Raw genomic sequence first — 16,746 nt, 5'->3', positions numbered from 1 at the left:
GGGCCGGTACCTGTCCGATCGGACAGGGTTCAGTCGCGCACGCGCTCGATCTCACCGCCGAGACTGCGCAGGATCTCCACGAAGTGCGGGTACCCGCGGTCGATGTGCTCGACGTCGTGTACTTCGGTCACGCCGTCGGCGACGAGCCCGGCCAGCACGAGGCCGGCGCCCGCCCGGATGTCCGAACACCAGACCGGCGCACTCGACAGGCGGTCGATCCCGCGGATGACGGCGTGGTGGCCGTCGGTCCGCGCATCCGCACCGAGACGGACCATCTCCTCGACGAAGCGGAACCGGGCCTCGAAGACGTTCTCCGTGATCACCGACATGCCGTCGGAGATGGCGGCGAGGCCGATCGCCATCGGCTGCAGATCGGTGGGGAATCCGGGAAACGGCAGGGTCGAGACGTTGACGGCGGTGGGCCGGCGATCGTGCCGGACCCGGAAGCCGTCGTCGAAGGTGTCGACCACCGCGCCGGTGTCGCCCAATTTGTTCAGAACCAGCTGCAGGTGTTCGGGTTTCACGCCGCGCACGGTGACGTCACCGCGCGTCATGGCGGCCGCAATCCCCCAGGTGGCACCGACGATGCGGTCTCCGACCACCCGGTGTGTCGTCGGATGCAGCCGGTCCACACCGACGACGGTCAGCGTCGAGGTGCCGGCGCCGTCGATCTGTGCGCCCATCTGCTGCAGCATCACGCACAGGTCGACGATCTCCGGCTCGCGGGCGGCGTTGTCGATGGTGGTCTGTCCCTCGGCGAGCACGGCGGCCATGAGGATGTTCTCGGTCGCCCCCACCGACGGGAACTCCAGCGCGATCGGTGCGCCGACCAACGTGTCGGCCTCGGCCACCACGCAGCCGTGCTCGATCGAGCTGGTGGCGCCCAGGGCGCGCAGACCCGCCTGGTGCATGTCGAGCGGCCGCGACCCGATCGCGTCTCCGCCGGGCAGCGCCACGACGGCTCGGTGACAACGCGCCATCAGCGGGCCGAGGACACAGACCGAGGCGCGGAACTGCCGGACCGCCGCGAAGTCGGCGTGGAACTTCGGCTCCGCCGGCGCCGTGATGGTGACCGTCTCGCCGTCCATGTCGACGACCGCACCGAGACCGCGGAGAACGTCCGCCATCAGCGGGACATCGGCGATCTCGGGTGCGTTGGTCAGCACGGTCGTCCCCTCGGCAAGGAGGGCCGCGGCCATGAGTTTCAGGACGCTGTTCTTCGCGCCCCCCACTGCCACCTCGCCGGACAGACGCGCTCCCCCGGACACCAGAAACCGATCGCTCACGACTGCCACCTTAACCGTCCGGGGTCACCGGCCCACCGGCCAGTACGTCCTCCGACCGTGCGTCCGATCCCGTGGGTCCGGCGCAGTACATTCGACGCATGGCGGTACACCTGACGAGGATCTACACCCGAACGGGCGACGACGGCTCCACCGGGCTGAGCGACTTCTCCCGGGTGCCCAAAACCGATCCGCGTGTCGTCGCCTACGCCGACTGTGACGAGGCGAACGCCGTCATCGGTCTCGCCCTGGCACTCGGGGGTGACGTCCCCGACGACCTCCGGGAAGTGCTCACGACCGTCCAGAACGACCTCTTCGACGCCGGCGCCGACCTCTCCACGCCGGTCGTCGACGACCCCGAGTACCCACCGCTGCGCATCGCGCAGGATTACATCGATGCCCTCGAGCGCTGGTGCGACTCCTTCGGTGTCGATCTGCCCGCACTGGACTCGTTCATCCTGCCGGGCGGCACACCGCTGGCTGCCCTGCTGCATCAGGCACGTACGGTGACCAGACGGGCCGAGCGCTCGGCGTGGGCCGCGGTCGCCGCCCACCCCGACGACACCAGCCTGCTGCCCGCGAAATACCTGAACCGGTTGTCGGATCTGCTGTTCATCCTGTCGCGGGTGGCGAACCGCACTCGCCCCGCCGCGGGAGGCGACCAGCAGGGCGCGAACTCGCCCGGCGACGTCAAGTGGGTTCCGGGCGGCAACCGGCAACGTCCCCCGGCGCGGCCGGAATCCTAGGCGCTGCGGCGCCGCTGCGATCTCGCGGACTGCCGGGATTCGAGCCAGGACTGGAACGCGGTCACCGCACCCGGGCCCATCGCCAGTTCGTAGTCGTCCTCGGCGCGGCCGGCGGTCTGCACCTGCAGGATGAGCATGCCGTCGAGGATATCCGTCTCGGTGCCCTCGGGGGCGCGACGACCGGAGATCTCCATGCCCTGTCGTGCGAACGTCACGTTCGGCCCCGGTTTCAGCGACGTGAGCCGGTAGTAGCGCAGAGAGTCGTCGCTGTAGTGCACGGTGCCGTGACGCCATCCCTGGTCGACGCCGGCCGGCACCGTGCGCAGCAGGACCGGAGTACCCGCGCGTCGGAGTTGCGCCAGACGCAGCGCCAGGAAGCCACACAACAGGAGCGCCACCGCCAGCAGCACACTGAGCATCACGACCGCCAGCGACATCACCTACTCCTTCGTGCAGTCACCGCGGATAGGCGAAGCGTCGAACCCGGTAGGGCTCCAGACGGCTTGGGCTGCATACACGCGGGACAGGGGGCTGTGGAACAAGCATGCCAGAACGTGCACATGAGACGCCAAACGACCTCGGCAGGCCATCGGAGAATTCCGATGGCCGGCCGAGGTCGGTCGTTGACCCGAACCGCTCGCGCGGCTCGCTCTACCGGGAAAGGTGTTGTGCCGCAGTCAGACGCGCGTGAGCACGGTGGTACTCGGGCGAATCCGGCTCCGCCTCGTCGAGCGCGGTCTTCTCCGCGTTGACGTCGACGTCGTCGGCCCAGTCGGCCGACTCCGCCAGCACCGTGACGGCCTCGCCGGTGACGGAGAGGAACCCGCCCTCGACCGCTGCCGCACGACGGTTGCCGTTCTCCTCGACGATGACCACGAAACCACCCGGGACCAACTGGCCCAGGAGCGGCTCGTGGTTGGCCAGGACACCCAGCTCACCGACGGTGGTCTGCGCGATCACGAACGTGGCCTCTCCCGAGTACAGGCTCGAATCCGCGGAGACAACCTCGACGTGGAAGGACTTCTCAGCCATGGCGAACCGCTACTTTCCGCTGATCTTGGCGGCGGCGGCCTCCACGTCGTCGAGTCCACCGCAGCTGTTGAACGCCTGCTCGGGCAGGTGGTCGAACTCGCCCTTGGCGACACGGTCGAAGGCCTCGATGGTGTCGGCGAGCGGGACGACCGAGCCCTTCTGGCCGGTGAACTTCTCGGCGACGAGGAAGTTCTGGCCGAGGAACTTCTGGATACGGCGCGCACGCTGCACCGTGACCTTGTCCTCTTCGGAGAGCTCGTCCATACCGAGGATGGCGATGATGTCCTGCAGTTCCTTGTACTTCTGCAGGATGCGCTTGACCTCGTTGGCGACGCGGAAGTGCTCGTCGCCGACGATCGACGCCTCGAGGATGCGCGAGGTCGAGGTCAGCGGGTCCACGGCGGGGTAGATACCCAGCTGCGAGATCGGACGCGAGAGCTCGGTGGTCGCGTCGAGGTGCGCGAACGTCGTGGCCGGTGCCGGGTCGGTGTAGTCGTCGGCGGGGACGTAGATCGCCTGCAGCGAGGTGATCGAACGGCCCTTGGTCGAGGTGATGCGCTCCTGGAGCTCACCCATCTCGTCGGCCAGGGTCGGCTGGTAACCCACCGCGGACGGCATACGGCCGAGGAGGGTCGAGACCTCCGAGCCCGCCTGCGTGAAGCGGAAGATGTTGTCGATGAAGAGCAGCACGTCCTGGTGCTTCACATCGCGGAAGTACTCCGCCATGGTCAGCGCCGACAGCGCCACGCGCATACGCGTGCCCGGCGGCTCGTCCATCTGACCGAACACCAACGCGGTGTCCTGGAGAACGCCCATCTCCTCCATCTCGAGGTGGAGGTCGGTGCCCTCACGGGTGCGCTCACCGACGCCGGCGAACACCGAGGTGCCGGAGAACTCACGCGCGATACGCGTGATCATCTCCTGGATGAGGACGGTCTTGCCGACGCCCGCACCACCGAACAGACCGATCTTGCCGCCCTTGACGTACGGGGTCAGCAGGTCGATGACCTTGATGCCGGTCTCGAGGATCTCGGTCTTGCCCTCGAGCTCGTCGAAGGCCGGCGGCTTGCGGTGGATGCTCCACTGCTCGCCGTCGCGACCCAGGCCCGGGCTGTCGAGGCAGTCACCGAGGGCGTTGAACACATGGCCCTTGACGACATCACCGACCGGCACGACGATCGACTTGCCGGTGTCGGACACGGCCGCGCCGCGGACCAGGCCGTCGGTCGGCTGCATCGAGATCGTGCGCACCAGGTTGTCACCGAGGTGCTGCGCGACCTCGAGGGTCAGGGTCTTGGCGACCGAGGAGAGAGCGACCTCGGCGTGCAGGGCGTTGAACAGTTCAGGAATCGAGCCCCGCGGGAACTCGACGTCGACCACGGGGCCGATGATGCGGACGACCCGCCCGTCGGCGGAACCCGCCGACTGCGCGGAGGGGGTTTCTACTGCTGCGGTCATGGTGCTTGGGTCACTTCCTCTTTATCGAAGTATGGGTTCTCGTCGATCCGGACTCGGCTGGCGCGCACGCTAGTTCGCCAGTGCGCTCGAGCCGCCGACGATCTCGCTGATTTCCTGGGTGATCTGGGCCTGGCGGAGCTGGTTGGCCTCGCGCGACAACGACTTGGACAGTTCTTCGGCGTTGTCCGTCGCGGCCTTCATCGCGGTGCGGCGCGCGGCCGACTCCGATGCCGACGAATCCAGCAGCGCCGCGTAGACCCGCGTCGCCACGTACTTCGGCAGCAGCGCGTCGAGCAGGGCGTCGGCCCCGGGTTCGAAGGTGTAGTTGCGCGACGGCGTGTCGTCGGACGAATCCTCGTCGTGCGACACGACCAGCGGGGCGATCCGCCGGACCTCGGGCACCTGCGCCAGCATCGACTGGAACCGCGTGTAGACCAGGTGCAGCTCGTCGACACCCTCGAGGGTGCCGTCTCCTTCTGGGCGCTCGACCTCGGTGCCCGATCCTGCCTGGAAGAGGTCCACCAGGAAGCTGGTCGCCGTCGCCGCGTCCGAGTACTGCGGTGACTCCGAGAAGCCCGTCCACGAGTCCGAGATCTCCAGACCCCGGAAGCTGAAGAACCCGACACCCTTGCGACCCATGACGAACAGGACCGCTTCCTTGCCTTCGTCGCGCAGGAGCGCGATGAGTTCGCGGGTCGCCTTGAGCACGTTCGCGTTGTAACCACCGCACATACCGCGGTCGCTGGTCACGACCAGGATCGCCGCGCGCTTCGGGTTCTCCCGCTCGTTGAGCAGCGGGTTGTCCAGCGATCCCGAGTTGCTCGCCAGCTCCGAGAGCACGGCGGTCATCTCCTGCGAGTACGGCTTGGCCGCCGCCACCCGTCCCTGGGCCTTGGTGATACGCGAGGTCGCGATCAGTTCCTGAGCCTTGGTGATCTTCTTGGTCGACTGGACCGACCGGATGCGTGAGCGCAGCTCACGAATGCTGGCCATGAGCCCTCACCCCTTCCTTTTCGCGATGTCCGTTGACGTCTGAGATCACTTGCGGATCTTGATCTCTTCGTTCTCGACGTTGTCGGCATCCATCGCCTCGGCCTCGGCCTCGTTGACGACGCGACGGCCGTCGTGGGTGAGGTAGCCGTTCTTGAACTTGTTGGTCTCGGCGATCAGGGCCTCGGCCTGGTCGTCGCTGAGCACCTTGCCGCCGGCGATCGAGTCGTAGACACCGGTCGCGTTGTGGTGCAGGTGGCTCAGCAGCTGGGTCTCGAAGTTGCGCACGTCGTCGACCGGGACCGAGTCGTAGTGGCCCTCACCGCAGAGGTAGATCGAGACGATCTGATCCTCGACCGAGAAGGGGCTGTACTGGTCCTGCTTCAGCATCTCGACCCAGCGGGCACCGCGCTCGAGCTGTGCCTTCGAGGCGTCGTCGAGGTCGGAGGCGAAGGCCGAGAAGGCCTCCAGCTCACGGAACTGGGCCAGCTCCAGACGCAGCGATCCCGAGACCTTCTTGAGGCCCTTGGTCTGGGCGGCGCCACCGACGCGCGACACCGAGGTACCGACGTTGATGGCCGGTCGAACACCCTTGTTGAAGAGGTCCGACTCCAGGAAGACCTGGCCGTCGGTGATCGAGATGACGTTGGTCGGGATGAACGCCGAGACGTCGTTGGCCTTGGTCTCGATGATCGGCAGACCGGTCATCGAGCCGCCGCCGAGCTCGTCGGACAGCTTCGCGCAACGCTCCAGCAGACGGGAGTGCAAGTAGAAGACGTCACCGGGGTATGCCTCGCGGCCCGGCGGACGACGCAGCAGCAGCGAGATGGCGCGGTAGGCCTCGGCCTGCTTGGTCAGGTCGTCGAACACGATGAGGACGTGCTTGCCCTGGTACATCCAGTGCTGGCCGATGGCCGAGCCGGTGTACGGGGCCAGCCACTTGAAGCCGGCCGAGTCCGAGGCGGGAGCCGCGACGATGGTGGTGTACTCCATCGCGCCCGCCTCTTCGAGGGCGGACTTGACGCCGGCGATGGTCGAACCCTTCTGACCGATCGCGACGTAGATGCAGCGAACCTGCTTGGTGGGGTCGCCGGTCTCCCAGTTGGCCTTCTGGTTCAGGATGGCGTCGATGCAGACCGCGGTCTTGCCGGTCTTGCGGTCGCCGATGACGAGCTGACGCTGTCCGCGGCCGATGGCGGTCATGGCGTCGATGGCCTTGATGCCGGTGGCGAGGGACTCCTCGACCGGCTGGCGCTCGAGCACGGTGGCGGCCTGCAACTCGAGGACGCGCTGCTCGTCGGCCTCGATGTCGCCCTGGCCGTCGATCGGGGCACCCAGCGGGTTGATGACGCGTCCCAGGAACGCATCACCGACGGGGACGGAGAGCACGTCGCCGGTGCGGCTGACCTGCTGGCCTTCTTCCAGGGACTCGTAGTCACCCAGGATCACGGCGCCGATCTCGTCCTCGTCGAGGTTCAGTGCGACGCCGAGGACGCCGCCGGGGAACTCGAGGAGCTCGTTGGCCATTGCGCTCGGAAGGCCGCTGACGTGGGCGATGCCGTCCGAGGTATCGGTGATGATGCCGACCTCGTCACGCGACGCTTCGGCTTCGAACGACGAGACGTACTGCTCGATCGCTCCCTTGATCTCGTCTGGTGAGATCGTCAACTCCGCCATGGGTTCTCGTCTTTCCTTGATGTGGCTCTGAGTCTCGAAGGCTCTGAGCTCTGGGCTTCGTGGGTTCGGGTGTGTCGGGGTGGTCGTCAGCGCGGCAGCGTCTCGGCGGCCTTGGCCAGCCGTGTCGCGACATCGGCGTCGATGACCTCGTCGCCGACACTGATCCGGAGACCGCCGAGCAGTTCCGGGGCGATATCGGTCTGCACCGAGATGGTCCGACCGTAGATTCCGCCGAGCACGCCCGACAGTCGATCGATCTGGGCATCGGACAGCGGTGAGGCGGACACCACGTGGGCGACCGACTCGCCGCGACGGGCGGCGGCCAGCTCGGCGAGCTGATCGACAGCGACGTCGGCGGCCTGGCCGTGCAGCAGGCGCACGGTCGAGGACAGCAGCGTCCAGGTGTGGGTGCCGACCTTGTCGCCGACCAGCTTCTTCAGCAGGTCGACGCGCTTGTCGGCGTCCTTGCCGTGGTCGGACAGCAGCGAGGACAGCTGCGGGTTGGCCTCGAGGACTCGGCTCACCCGGAAGAGCTCGTCCTCGACCTGCTCGATGACCCCGTCGCGTTCGGCGGCGGTGAGGACGATCAGGGAGTTCTGACGACGCAGACCGACGACGAAGTCGCTCGACGACGACCACCGCTGACTCGACGCGGTCGCGAGCACCTCGACGACGACCGGGGCGAGCTTGCCGTCGAACAGACGGTGCACCATGGCCTTCTTGCCCTCGGGGTTCTCGTCGTCCTCGACCAGGCGCTTGCGCAGCACCGGGTTCTCGCCGAGGAAGTTGATGGCCGCGGTGAGGTCACCCGAGGCGTCGGCCAGTGCCGAACCGTCGAGATCGATTGCCGCCGAATCGAAGTGCTCCGACACGGCGAGAGCGGCGTCGCGGCTGGCGGCACGCATCGCGTGCAGACCGACGAGCGAGGCGCTCGAGGGAACCGCGTTCGCCGAACCCGACGACATCTCCTGGAGTTCGTCGATGACCCGATCGACGCTGGCCGCCTGGGCCGAGTCGTCGGCGAGATGGTTGCGCACCAGTTCGCCGGCCTTGTCGACCGCGGTGAGTCCGAGATCGGTGCGCAGCTGACGAACGAGGTTGGCGCGCACCAGGGCGACCTGGTTGCGGCCGTGCTCGGAGATGCGCTTGACCTCGTGGTCGGCCTGTGCGCGGATGTCGGAGGTGATCGCCTCGGCGTCGGCCGCGGCGTCCTTCTGCATCTGTTCCGCCTCGGCCTTGGCCTCGGCGACCGCCTTCTCGCGGGCCTGCTTGCCGTCGGCGACGCGCTTGGCAGCGGCCTCGCTCTCGGCGAGCTGCTGACGCACGGTCTCCTGTCGATCCCGCATCATCTTCGCCACCGGCGGCCGGACGTACTTCCACAGGAGGAAGAGGATGACCGCGAAGCCGAAGAGCTGAGCGATGAAGATCGCGGGGTCGAACGCAGCACCGATGTCGTGCAGCCAGGTGCCGATGGGGCCCTGGTCGGATTCGGTCTCAGTGTTGGCAGCCATGATCAGTTCACCGCTCCGCTCGTCGATCGGGTATCGGAAAGAGTTGCCGAGTCGACACCGAGCACACGCGCCGCAAGCGTCTTGGCGAGTGCGTCCACATCAGCTGCAGCCGTCGAGGCGGCCTGCTCACCCTGCGTCGCCAGCTCGGAGCTGGTCGACTGCAGGGCGGCGTCGGCCTCGGCGGTCGCTCGCTGCTTCATCTCGTTCAGCTGTTCCCGCCCCTGGGCGCGAGCATCGTCGCGCTTGGCGGTGGCCTCACCGCGCGCTTCCTTGAGGAGCGAACGGAACTGGACGTCCGCATCCTCGAATTCGGCGGCGGCGGTCCGGTTGTCCTCCACGGTGCGGTGGATCATCGCGTCCCGCTCCTCGAGGACCTGCTGGATCGGCGGAACCACGAACTTGCGGATGACCAGCAGCAAAATCACGAAGATGAGCAGGACAACGAAGAACGTTCCATTCGGGAGCAGGAAGTTCTCTGCAGCAAGCGTCATTGTGGTGAGGTGTCGTTTCTACTCGGCGACAAAAGGGAGAGCGACGATCAGCCGGCGCTGATCGGGGTGGCGAACACGAAGAGCGCCATGAAGGCCAGGTTGATGAAGTAGGCCGCCTCGACCAGACCGACGGTGATGAAGAACGGGGTGAACAGGCGACCCTGTGCCTCGGGCTGGCGAGCGATACCGGCGATCAGCTGGCTACCGGCCAGACCGTTACCGATACCGGCACCGACGGCGCCACCGGCCATGATCAGGCCGCCACCGATGAGTGCGCCGAGGCCAATCATTGGATCCATTGTGATATTTCCCTTTCGTTGCTGACATCTGGTGTGTCAGGTCTGGAGTTGCGCCGACAGGTGCCGGAGCAGGTCGTCATGTTCGGTTGTGGGCGCGGCCGTGTCCGTCTCCGCGCGGTGCCCTGGTTCGGGCGGGTCAGTGATCCTCGGTCTCCATCGACTGCGAGAAGTAGAGGATCGTCAGCAGCGCGAAGATGAACGCCTGGATCAGACCGACGAAGAGCTCGAAGGACTTCCAGATCGCGTTGGGCGCCCACATGATGTACGGCGGGAAGAGTGCGATCAGGGCGACCATCATGCTGCCGGCGAAGACGTTGCCGAAGAGTCGCAGCGAGAGCGAGATCGGCTTGGTGAACTCCTCGATGACGTTGATCGGCGCGAGGAATGCGACGTGGCCCTTGATGATCCGCTTCGGGTGACCCAGCAGGCCGCGCTTCCGGAAGCCGGCGATCTGGTACCAGACGAAGACGAAGAGCGCAAGGGCGTAGGCGAAGTTCACGTCCGCGGCCGGCGGCTTGAGGATCTCGTGGTGACCGACCTGGACCGGCAGGATGGACAGCCAGTTGGAGATCAGGATGAAGGTGAAGAGCGAGACCGCGAGCGGGAGAACGTAGGGGGCGATCTTCATGCCGATGGCACTCTCGACCTGCCCACGCATCTGGATGGTGATGGCCTCCCAGAACAGCTGCACACCCGACGGCACGCCGGTCGAGGTGACCTTCGACTTCAGGTAGAACGCCAGCGCGAGCAGAATCGCCGCGGCCAGCGCCGTCGCGATGATGGTCTCCAGGTTGAAGGTCAGTCCGAACATCTCGAATTTGGTGTAATGACCCACCTGAATGGCCGGTTCGCCATCCTCTGCGGCAAGGTTGAAGGCGGTCGTCATGGTTGGCTACGAAGTCCTTTCATCACCGGAATGACCGTGTTCAGCACCAAGACCACTTGGCCGATGGCGAGTCCGAACATCGCGCCCAACCCGTCGGGTTGGACCAGGAAAGCCGCCAGCAGCGCGAGCGCCGTGATGGCACCGAGTCGCATGGCGGAGTTGAGTGCAAGGGCGGTCTTGCGCGGGTTCTCGTCGGCGACCACGACGTCGACGGCACGTCGGACGAGGATCGCGTTGACGAAGATCCCGGCGACACCGAGAAGGAAGAACACCGCGAAGAGCGGATGTCCGACGGCGAGCGAGACGGCAGCCACCACCACGATGAACCCGCCCGCGATGAGCGCGGGGCGGCGGAGTCCGGTCGGCGCCTGGGGATAGACGGGGGCCGAATCAGGGGCAGATGCGGTCATGTCCCTCCTCAGCTCTCCTACTCCATACCGATGGCACGGATCACCCGCGTACGTGCAGCAGCACATGGCCGCTGGGCGTCAGCTCGCGTTTCGTTGTGACCCTACCAACACCGTTCTTGGTGTCTCACCGGGGGGTATTGCGTCGTGTGAGACAGAACCGGGGCTTTGTGTCCGGGCCTGCGCACATGTTGACTACTACGGGCGATAGTACACGAAAATTTACGGTTTCCTTACCTTAGGCCGAGGTACCGCCATCACGGTAACCACAGGGTCGCCGGACACCGGTCAGTGGTACGCCTTCGTCGACGTTCGCAGTTCGGCGAGGCGTCGATGCAGGCGCGGCGCCATCGTCACCAGCATCGCGACGACGAGGCCCGCACCGAAGGCCGGCGCGACGACCGACAGCGGGAACAGCGTGCTGGCCGCCGCCGAGAACGCGAGAACCCCGACCCACAGATAGATGATCAGCGCGACCCGGCGCTGCGAGTGCCCGAGTTCGAGCAGCCGGTGGTGCAGGTGCATCTTGTCCGGGGTGTAGAAACCGACGCCGGCCCGGGTCCGCCGGATCACCGCCAGCAGCATGTCGAGCATCGGGATGAAGACGACGGCGGCGACCAGGATCAGCGGGGACAGCAGCGTGAAGATGTCGGCCGGTCCGTAGGCGTTCACGGCGATACGGCCCGAGGCGCTCGTGGAGGCCGCGGCGAGCAGCAGACCGATCAGCATCGCACCCGAGTCACCCATGAAGATCCGTGCGGGCGAGAAGTTGTGCGGCAGGAATCCGAGGCACGCGCCGGCCAGTGCCACCGAGATGAGGGCCGGGGGGTAGTAGCTGACGTCGCCGCCCTGGTCGCGCAGCAGACCGAGCGAGAACATGCAGATCGCCGCCGCGGCGATGAGTCCCAATCCCGCGGCCAGACCGTCGAGGCCGTCGACGAAGTTGATCGCGTTGATCGTCGCGACCGTGATCGCGACCGTGAGGAGACCGGCCTGCAGCGGGTCGAGCACCAGCGTGCCGATGTCGGCGAACGGGATGTAGAGCTGCAGCCAGCTGATGCCGAGCAGCACCAGGACGCCGGCGGCGGTGAGCTGACCGACGAATTTGGTCAGCGCGTCCAGGCCCCACCGGTCGTCGACGACGCCGACGAGGACGATCACCGTGCCGGCGGCGATCACCGCCGTCATGTCCGTGGTGTAGGCGAAACCGCGATTGAGCGCGGGGAGGTTCGCGGCGAGCGCGATCCCGGCGACCACCCCACCGAACATCCCGAGCCCGCCGAGGCGAGGTGTCGGGATCACGTGCACGTCGCGGACCCGCGGCACGGCGACCGCGCCGGCGCGGATCGCGAAGACGCGGACCGCCGAGGTCAGGAGGTAGGTCATGGCCGCGGCCGTGAGCCCCACGAGCAGGAGCTCGCGCAGAGGAACGCCCGTCCCTCCCCCGTCCGCGGCGGCGGCGAGCAACACCGGTGCGGCACCGGTCATCGCGCCACCACCGGTGTCAGACGGGCAAGGGTCTCCGACATTGCGACCACGCTACCCGTAGGCCAGTGCGGCGATCTCGCGACGGATCCGCTGGTGTGTCTCACGGTCGCGCGTCGACATCGCGGCGGCCATCGCGTCGGCGACGATCGGATGCATCGCGGCGGTCATGCCGCGCTCGGTGGCCACCGGCGTACCGATCCGGATCGCCGATCCCTCGGAGACGGGGCGGGTGTCGAACGGGAGGACCGCCTTGTCGACGACGATCCCGGCCGCGCCGAGCCGGTGCTGCGCCTCCATCCCGGAGATGCCGAAGCCGCTGACGTCGACGACCGCGAGGTGGATGTCGGTGCCGCCGGACACCACCCGGGCGCCCCGAGAGGCCAGTTCCGTGGCGAGACCGCGGGCGTTGTCCACCGCACGACGGACGTAGCCGGCGAACTCGTCGGTACCGGATTCCGCGCAGGCGACCGCCTTCGCGGCGACGGCGTGCATCGCGGGACCGCCCTGCACGAACGGGAAGACCGCCTTGCGCAGGGCCTCGCCGTGTTCGGCCCGCGCGAGGATGACCCCGCCGCGCGGACCGCGGATCACCTTGTTGGTGGACAGGGTGACGATGTCGGCGTGCGGCACCGGCGAGGGCAGCAGGCCGGCCGCGATGTGCCCGGCGAGATGTGCGGCGTCGACCCAGAGGATGCACTCGGCCTCGTCGGCGATCCGGCGCAGGGTCGGGAAGTCGAACGTCCGCGAGTAGGACGCGGCGCCGGCGACGAGGATGCGGGGGCGGTGCACCAGCGCGAGATCCCTGACCTGGTCGTAGTCGACGAGTTCGTCGTCGCGGCGGACCTCGTAGTGCAACGGCGAGAACCACCGCCCGGAGAAGTTCGCCCGAGAACCGTGCGTCTGGTGGCCGCCGTGTTCGAGGCGCAGCGCGAGCACCGGGTCTCCGGGCTGGGCGAAGGCGGCATAGACGGCGAGGTTGGCCGCACTGCCCGACAGCGGCTGGACATTGACGTACTCGGCGCCGAACAGCGCACGGGCCCGGCCGACGGCGAGCTCCTCGAGCTCGTCGGCCACGTCACAACCACCGTGGTAGCGCGCCCCGGGATACCCTTCGGCATACTTCGCGTCGAAGACCGACGCCATCGCGGCCCGCACCCCGGGCGTCGGATCGGTCTCGCTGGCGAGCAGCTGCACGGTGTCGCGGCGCCGTCCGACCTCGCGGCTCACCAGGGCGTCGACCGCGGCGTCGCCGGTCGGTGCGCCGCCCGCCTCGACGCCGGGTGGTCCGGACCTCGGCGCGTCGGGGCTCATCGCTCCGCGAGCAGTGCGGCCGGGTCCGTGTCGAGTACGTCGGCGACGGCGTCCGTCGGGACCGCGCCCTCGCGCAGGATGCGCGGACTCGGCCCGGAGACATCGACGATCGTCGACGCCTGCGCGGCCGGTGCCGGCCCACCGTCGAGATACACGGCGATCTCGTCGCCGAGTTGTTCGCGCGCCTCGTCGGCGGTGGTCGCCGGCGGACGTCCCGAGACGTTTGCGCTCGAGACCGCCATCGGCCCCACCTCGCGCAGCACGTCGATCGCGACCGGGTGCAGCGGCATCCGCAGCATGACGGTGCCGTCGGTGTCGCCGAGGTCCCACGCCAGCGAGGGTGCTTGTCGGACAACCAGACTCAGGCCGCCCGGCCAGAAGGCCTCGATCAGGTCGCGTGCGGGCTGCGGGACGGACAGGACCAGGCCGTCGATCGAGTGCCAGGAACCGACCAGGACCGGCACGGGCATGTCGCGTCCCCGGTGCTTGGCTGCGAGGAGCGCACCGACGGCGTCGGAATCGAAGGCGTCGCAACCGACTCCGTAGAGCGTGTCGGTGGGCATCACGATCAGCCGTCCGGCCTTCGCCGCCCCGACCGCCGCCCGAATCCCCGACGAGCGGTTCTGTGGATCGTTGCAGTCGAAAACAGTGCTCACGCGATCATCCTGCCATGCCGCGTCCGACGGACCCGGCCTGCCGTCGGCGCGCCATCACGAACCTCGGCCGGCCCGTGAGATCCGTGTGCCGGGTGACTTCCTCGAAGTCGCCGTGCGCGTGCAGGCACGACACGACGGCGTCGGCGGTCGTGTCGTCGTGTTCGATCCCGACGACGCCACCCGGCGTCAGCGTGCGGGCGATGACCGGCACCATCGGCACGATGACCGACATCCCGTCCGCGCCGCCGAAGACCGCGCGAGCCGGGTCGTGGGCGACCTCGGGTCCGACCACGGCGTCGAGCGGCACGTAGGGCGGGTTCGTGACCAGGACCGACACGCTGCCGGCCGGGATGGCTCCCGCGACCTGATCCGGATCGGTGACGTCCGCGGCGACGACGTCGACCCGTGACCCGACGGCCGGTGTCGCGTCGGCGACGTTGCGACGCAACCACACCAGCGCATCCTCGTCGGCCTCGATCGCCACGACCCGGGTCGCCGGACTCATCGCGGCGATGCCGATCGCCAGTGCCCCACTGCCGCTGCAGAAATCAGCCGCGAAATGCGATCCGGGGGTGGCGCGGAGTCGGTCGACCGCCCATTCGAGGAGGTACTCGGTCTCCGGCCGGGGGATGAACACCCCGGGGCCGACGGCCAGCTCGACGGGGCCGAAGGCGGCGGTCCCGATGATGTGCTGCAAGGGAATCCGCTGCGACCGCTGGTCGATCGCCGACCGGAACGCGCGGGCCGGCGCGTCGTCGATCGTGTCCACCAGCACCAGTCGGCCCGCATCGATCCCGAGCACGTGGGCCATCAGCCATTCGGCGTCACGGCGTGCGGAGTCGATCCCGGACGCGGCGAGACGGGCGGTCGCGGCACGCAGTTCGTCCGACAACGGGGTCGGCCTGCCGGTCACAACGTCTATTCCGCTTCCATGCGGGCCTGCCGGTCCGCGGCGACGAGCGCGTCGAGCAGGTTGTCCATGTCACCGGCGAGGACCGCGTCGAGATTGCTGGCCTTGTAACCGATGCGGTGATCGGTGATGCGGTTCTCGGGGAAGTTGTAGGTCCGGATCCGCTCGGACCGGTCCACGGTGCGGATCTGGGCCGCACGACCCTGCGCGGCGGCGGCCTCCGCTTCTTCCTCGGCTGCGGACTGCAGCCGGGCGGCGAGGACCTGCATCGCGCGCGCCTTGTTCTGCAACTGCGAACGTTCGTTCTGGCATGTGACGACGATTCCGGTGGGCAGGTGGGTGATCCGGACCGCCGAATCGGTGGTGTTCACGCCTTGGCCGCCCTTGCCGGACGAGCGGTAGACGTCGATGCGCAGTTCCGATTCGTCGATCGTCACCTCGGCCACCTCTTCGGGCTCGGGGTAGATCAGCACCCCGGCCGCCGACGTGTGGATGCGGCCCTGCGACTCGGTGACCGGCACCCGCTGGACGCGGTGCACACCGCCCTCGAACTTCAGTCGCGACCAGACCCCGTCGCGCACGGCCTCTTTCGACTTGATCGAGAAGGTGGCCTCTTTGTAGCCGCCGAGATCGGACTCGGTCACGCCGAGCACCTGCGCCTTCCAGCCGTGACGCTCGCAGTACTTGAGGTACATCCGGGCCAGGTCCGCCGCGAACAGTGCCGATTCCTCGCCGCCCGCACCGGATTTGATCTCCAGGACCACGTCGTCGGCGTCGTGGGGGTCGCGCGGGGCGAGCAGGTCGGTCAACGTCGCGTCGAGTTCCTCGACGGCCTCTTCGAGAGAGGGGATCTCGGCCGCGAACGACGCATCGTCGGCGGCCAGTTCACGTGCGGCCTCCAGATCCTCGCGTGCCGTCTTCAACCGTGTGTAGGTCGCCATGACCGGCGCGAGCTCGGCGAATCGCTTGCCGACGCGACGGGCCGCGGCGGGATCGTCGTGCAGGGCAGGATCGGCCAGTTGACGTTCGAGACCCGAGTGCTCGGCCAGGATGTCGTCGATGGCCGAGGGACTCTGCGTACTCATGAAGGCGACCTCACTTGTCGACCGGCGCCACAACGGATGATCGGCGACACCGGGAAGAACTCTGACCGGAAAACACAGCGACGCCCGTCCCGACATCGTCGGGCGGGCGTCGCAGCGTGGTCTACTTGGCGCGCTTGCCGTAGCGCTTCTCGAACCGGGCAACGCGGCCGCCGGTGTCGAGGATCTTCTGCTTGCCCGTGTAGAACGGGTGGCACTGCGAGCAGACCTCGACGTTGATCCGACCGTTGGCAGCGGTGCTGCGGGTCTCGAAGGTGTTGCCGCAGCCGCAGACGACGGTGGTCGTCGCGTACTCGGGGTGGATTCCCTGCTTCATGTCTGACTGTCCCTTTCTGAGGTCGCCGGGTCACCGTCGCTTGTCGACGGTGTGAACCGGAACCGGACTCGACCGACCAGTATGCCACGGGGGCATCACCCGGGAAAAATCCCGGTCACCACGGTCGCAGGTGCCTCAACGGCAGGCCACTCGGATCCATTCCCGACACGGCCACCGGCACT

18 protein-coding genes are annotated in these 16,746 nt (G+C 67.8%); 1 reads left to right on the top strand and 17 read right to left on the bottom strand.

The window, feature by feature from the left end; all coding sequences use genetic code 11:
- Nucleotides 1–29: 29 nt before the first annotated feature.
- A complete protein-coding gene (gene murA / locus GR168_RS09095; RefSeq protein WP_058252773.1) occupies nucleotides 30–1,286 on the bottom strand; it encodes a UDP-N-acetylglucosamine 1-carboxyvinyltransferase in 1,257 nt (418 codons plus the stop codon).
- Nucleotides 1,287–1,384: 98 nt separating this feature from the next.
- Here murA and GR168_RS09090 point away from each other — a divergent pair, with 98 nt between their 5' ends.
- On the top strand, nucleotides 1,385–2,029 hold the full coding sequence (locus GR168_RS09090) for a cob(I)yrinic acid a,c-diamide adenosyltransferase (RefSeq protein WP_055474985.1): 645 nt from the start codon (nucleotides 1,385–1,387) through the stop codon (nucleotides 2,027–2,029).
- On the opposite strand, the gene GR168_RS09085 is transcribed toward GR168_RS09090, so the two are convergent.
- From GR168_RS09085 to rpmE, 16 genes are all read right to left on the bottom strand, one after another.
- Nucleotides 2,026–2,466: a DUF2550 domain-containing protein gene (locus GR168_RS09085; protein WP_055474986.1), complete on the bottom strand. Its 441-nt coding sequence runs from the start codon at nucleotides 2,464–2,466 to the stop codon at nucleotides 2,026–2,028. The genes GR168_RS09090 and GR168_RS09085 overlap by 4 nt on opposite strands.
- Nucleotides 2,467–2,680: 214 nt before the next feature.
- Nucleotides 2,681–3,061, bottom strand: a complete 381-nt coding sequence (locus GR168_RS09080; RefSeq protein ID WP_055474987.1) for a F0F1 ATP synthase subunit epsilon — start codon at nucleotides 3,059–3,061, stop codon at nucleotides 2,681–2,683.
- Nucleotides 3,062–3,070: 9 nt separating this feature from the next.
- A complete protein-coding gene (gene atpD / locus GR168_RS09075; RefSeq protein ID WP_010842985.1) occupies nucleotides 3,071–4,519 on the bottom strand; it encodes a F0F1 ATP synthase subunit beta in 1,449 nt (482 codons plus the stop codon).
- Nucleotides 4,520–4,588: 69 nt separating this feature from the next.
- Nucleotides 4,589–5,512 (bottom strand): F0F1 ATP synthase subunit gamma, encoded by a 924-nt coding sequence (locus GR168_RS09070; protein WP_055474988.1) that lies wholly within the window; start codon nucleotides 5,510–5,512, stop codon nucleotides 4,589–4,591.
- Nucleotides 5,513–5,557: 45 nt separating this feature from the next.
- Nucleotides 5,558–7,186 (bottom strand): F0F1 ATP synthase subunit alpha, encoded by a 1,629-nt coding sequence (gene atpA, locus GR168_RS09065; protein ID WP_055474989.1) that lies wholly within the window; start codon nucleotides 7,184–7,186, stop codon nucleotides 5,558–5,560.
- 86 nt (nucleotides 7,187–7,272) lie between these two features.
- Nucleotides 7,273–8,697, bottom strand: coding sequence for a F0F1 ATP synthase subunit B/delta (locus tag GR168_RS09060; RefSeq protein ID WP_159370580.1), 1,425 nt, complete (start codon nucleotides 8,695–8,697; stop codon nucleotides 7,273–7,275).
- Nucleotides 8,698–8,699: 2 nt separating this feature from the next.
- Nucleotides 8,700–9,188, bottom strand: coding sequence for a F0F1 ATP synthase subunit B (locus GR168_RS09055; RefSeq protein ID WP_055474991.1), 489 nt, complete (start codon nucleotides 9,186–9,188; stop codon nucleotides 8,700–8,702).
- 47 nt (nucleotides 9,189–9,235) lie between these two features.
- Nucleotides 9,236–9,487 carry a F0F1 ATP synthase subunit C gene (locus GR168_RS09050; protein WP_004021252.1) on the bottom strand — a complete coding sequence of 84 codons (252 nt, stop codon included), beginning with the start codon at nucleotides 9,485–9,487 and terminating at the stop codon, nucleotides 9,236–9,238.
- A 136-nt stretch (nucleotides 9,488–9,623) separates the two neighbouring features.
- Nucleotides 9,624–10,373, bottom strand: a complete 750-nt coding sequence (gene atpB, locus GR168_RS09045) for a F0F1 ATP synthase subunit A (protein ID WP_159370579.1) — start codon at nucleotides 10,371–10,373, stop codon at nucleotides 9,624–9,626.
- Nucleotides 10,370–10,783, bottom strand: coding sequence for a hypothetical protein (locus GR168_RS09040; RefSeq protein WP_004021250.1), 414 nt, complete (start codon nucleotides 10,781–10,783; stop codon nucleotides 10,370–10,372). The genes atpB and GR168_RS09040 overlap by 4 nt, the downstream gene beginning before the upstream one ends.
- Nucleotides 10,784–11,068: 285 nt before the next feature.
- Complete coding sequence (locus tag GR168_RS09035) at nucleotides 11,069–12,268, bottom strand: MraY family glycosyltransferase (protein ID WP_055474993.1); 1,200 nt, start codon at nucleotides 12,266–12,268, stop codon at nucleotides 11,069–11,071.
- Nucleotides 12,269–12,319: 51 nt separating this feature from the next.
- The gene (locus GR168_RS09030) at nucleotides 12,320–13,579 is read right to left on the bottom strand and encodes a serine hydroxymethyltransferase (RefSeq protein WP_159370578.1); all 1,260 of its coding nucleotides are present in this window, start codon (nucleotides 13,577–13,579) and stop codon (nucleotides 12,320–12,322) included.
- Nucleotides 13,576–14,235 carry an L-threonylcarbamoyladenylate synthase gene (locus tag GR168_RS09025; protein WP_065632843.1) on the bottom strand — a complete coding sequence of 220 codons (660 nt, stop codon included), beginning with the start codon at nucleotides 14,233–14,235 and terminating at the stop codon, nucleotides 13,576–13,578. The genes GR168_RS09030 and GR168_RS09025 overlap by 4 nt, the downstream gene beginning before the upstream one ends.
- A gap of 4 nt (nucleotides 14,236–14,239) precedes the next feature.
- Entirely contained in the window at nucleotides 14,240–15,148 is a 909-nt protein-coding gene (locus GR168_RS09020) for a HemK/PrmC family methyltransferase (RefSeq protein WP_065632842.1), read from the bottom strand.
- 5 nt (nucleotides 15,149–15,153) lie between these two features.
- The gene (gene prfA, locus GR168_RS09015; protein WP_159370577.1) at nucleotides 15,154–16,230 is read right to left on the bottom strand and encodes a peptide chain release factor 1; all 1,077 of its coding nucleotides are present in this window, start codon (nucleotides 16,228–16,230) and stop codon (nucleotides 15,154–15,156) included.
- Nucleotides 16,231–16,351: 121 nt separating this feature from the next.
- Nucleotides 16,352–16,564, bottom strand: a complete 213-nt coding sequence (gene rpmE, locus GR168_RS09010) for a 50S ribosomal protein L31 (protein ID WP_010842972.1) — start codon at nucleotides 16,562–16,564, stop codon at nucleotides 16,352–16,354.
- Nucleotides 16,565–16,746: the final 182 nt, after the last annotated feature.

The sequence above is a fragment of the Gordonia sp. JH63 genome, from assembly GCF_009856645.1.
Taxonomy (GTDB): Bacteria; Actinomycetota; Actinomycetes; order Mycobacteriales; family Mycobacteriaceae; genus Gordonia; species Gordonia hongkongensis.
Note: the sequence above shows the minus strand (reverse complement) of the source record. Positions and strands in the feature narration are given on the sequence as shown.

Coding starts and splice junctions, on each gene's coding strand:
- atpD (WP_010842985.1), bottom strand. CDS start 4,519: ATGACCGCAGCAGTAGAAACCCCCTCCGCGCAGTCGGCGGGTTCCGCC.
- GR168_RS09030 (WP_159370578.1), bottom strand. CDS start 13,579: ATGAGCCCCGACGCGCCGAGGTCCGGACCACCCGGCGTCGAGGCGGGC.
- GR168_RS09050 (WP_004021252.1), bottom strand. CDS start 9,487: ATGGATCCAATGATTGGCCTCGGCGCACTCATCGGTGGCGGCCTGATC.
- GR168_RS09085 (WP_055474986.1), bottom strand. CDS start 2,466: ATGTCGCTGGCGGTCGTGATGCTCAGTGTGCTGCTGGCGGTGGCGCTC.
- GR168_RS09090 (WP_055474985.1), top strand. CDS start 1,385: ATGGCGGTACACCTGACGAGGATCTACACCCGAACGGGCGACGACGGC.
- GR168_RS09080 (WP_055474987.1), bottom strand. CDS start 3,061: ATGGCTGAGAAGTCCTTCCACGTCGAGGTTGTCTCCGCGGATTCGAGC.
- GR168_RS09055 (WP_055474991.1), bottom strand. CDS start 9,188: ATGACGCTTGCTGCAGAGAACTTCCTGCTCCCGAATGGAACGTTCTTC.
- GR168_RS09040 (WP_004021250.1), bottom strand. CDS start 10,783: ATGACCGCATCTGCCCCTGATTCGGCCCCCGTCTATCCCCAGGCGCCG.
- atpB (WP_159370579.1), bottom strand. CDS start 10,373: ATGACGACCGCCTTCAACCTTGCCGCAGAGGATGGCGAACCGGCCATT.
- rpmE (WP_010842972.1), bottom strand. CDS start 16,564: ATGAAGCAGGGAATCCACCCCGAGTACGCGACGACCACCGTCGTCTGC.
- prfA (WP_159370577.1), bottom strand. CDS start 16,230: ATGAGTACGCAGAGTCCCTCGGCCATCGACGACATCCTGGCCGAGCAC.
- GR168_RS09035 (WP_055474993.1), bottom strand. CDS start 12,268: ATGACCGGTGCCGCACCGGTGTTGCTCGCCGCCGCCGCGGACGGGGGA.
- atpA (WP_055474989.1), bottom strand. CDS start 7,186: ATGGCGGAGTTGACGATCTCACCAGACGAGATCAAGGGAGCGATCGAG.
- GR168_RS09060 (WP_159370580.1), bottom strand. CDS start 8,697: ATGGCTGCCAACACTGAGACCGAATCCGACCAGGGCCCCATCGGCACC.
- GR168_RS09070 (WP_055474988.1), bottom strand. CDS start 5,512: ATGGCCAGCATTCGTGAGCTGCGCTCACGCATCCGGTCGGTCCAGTCG.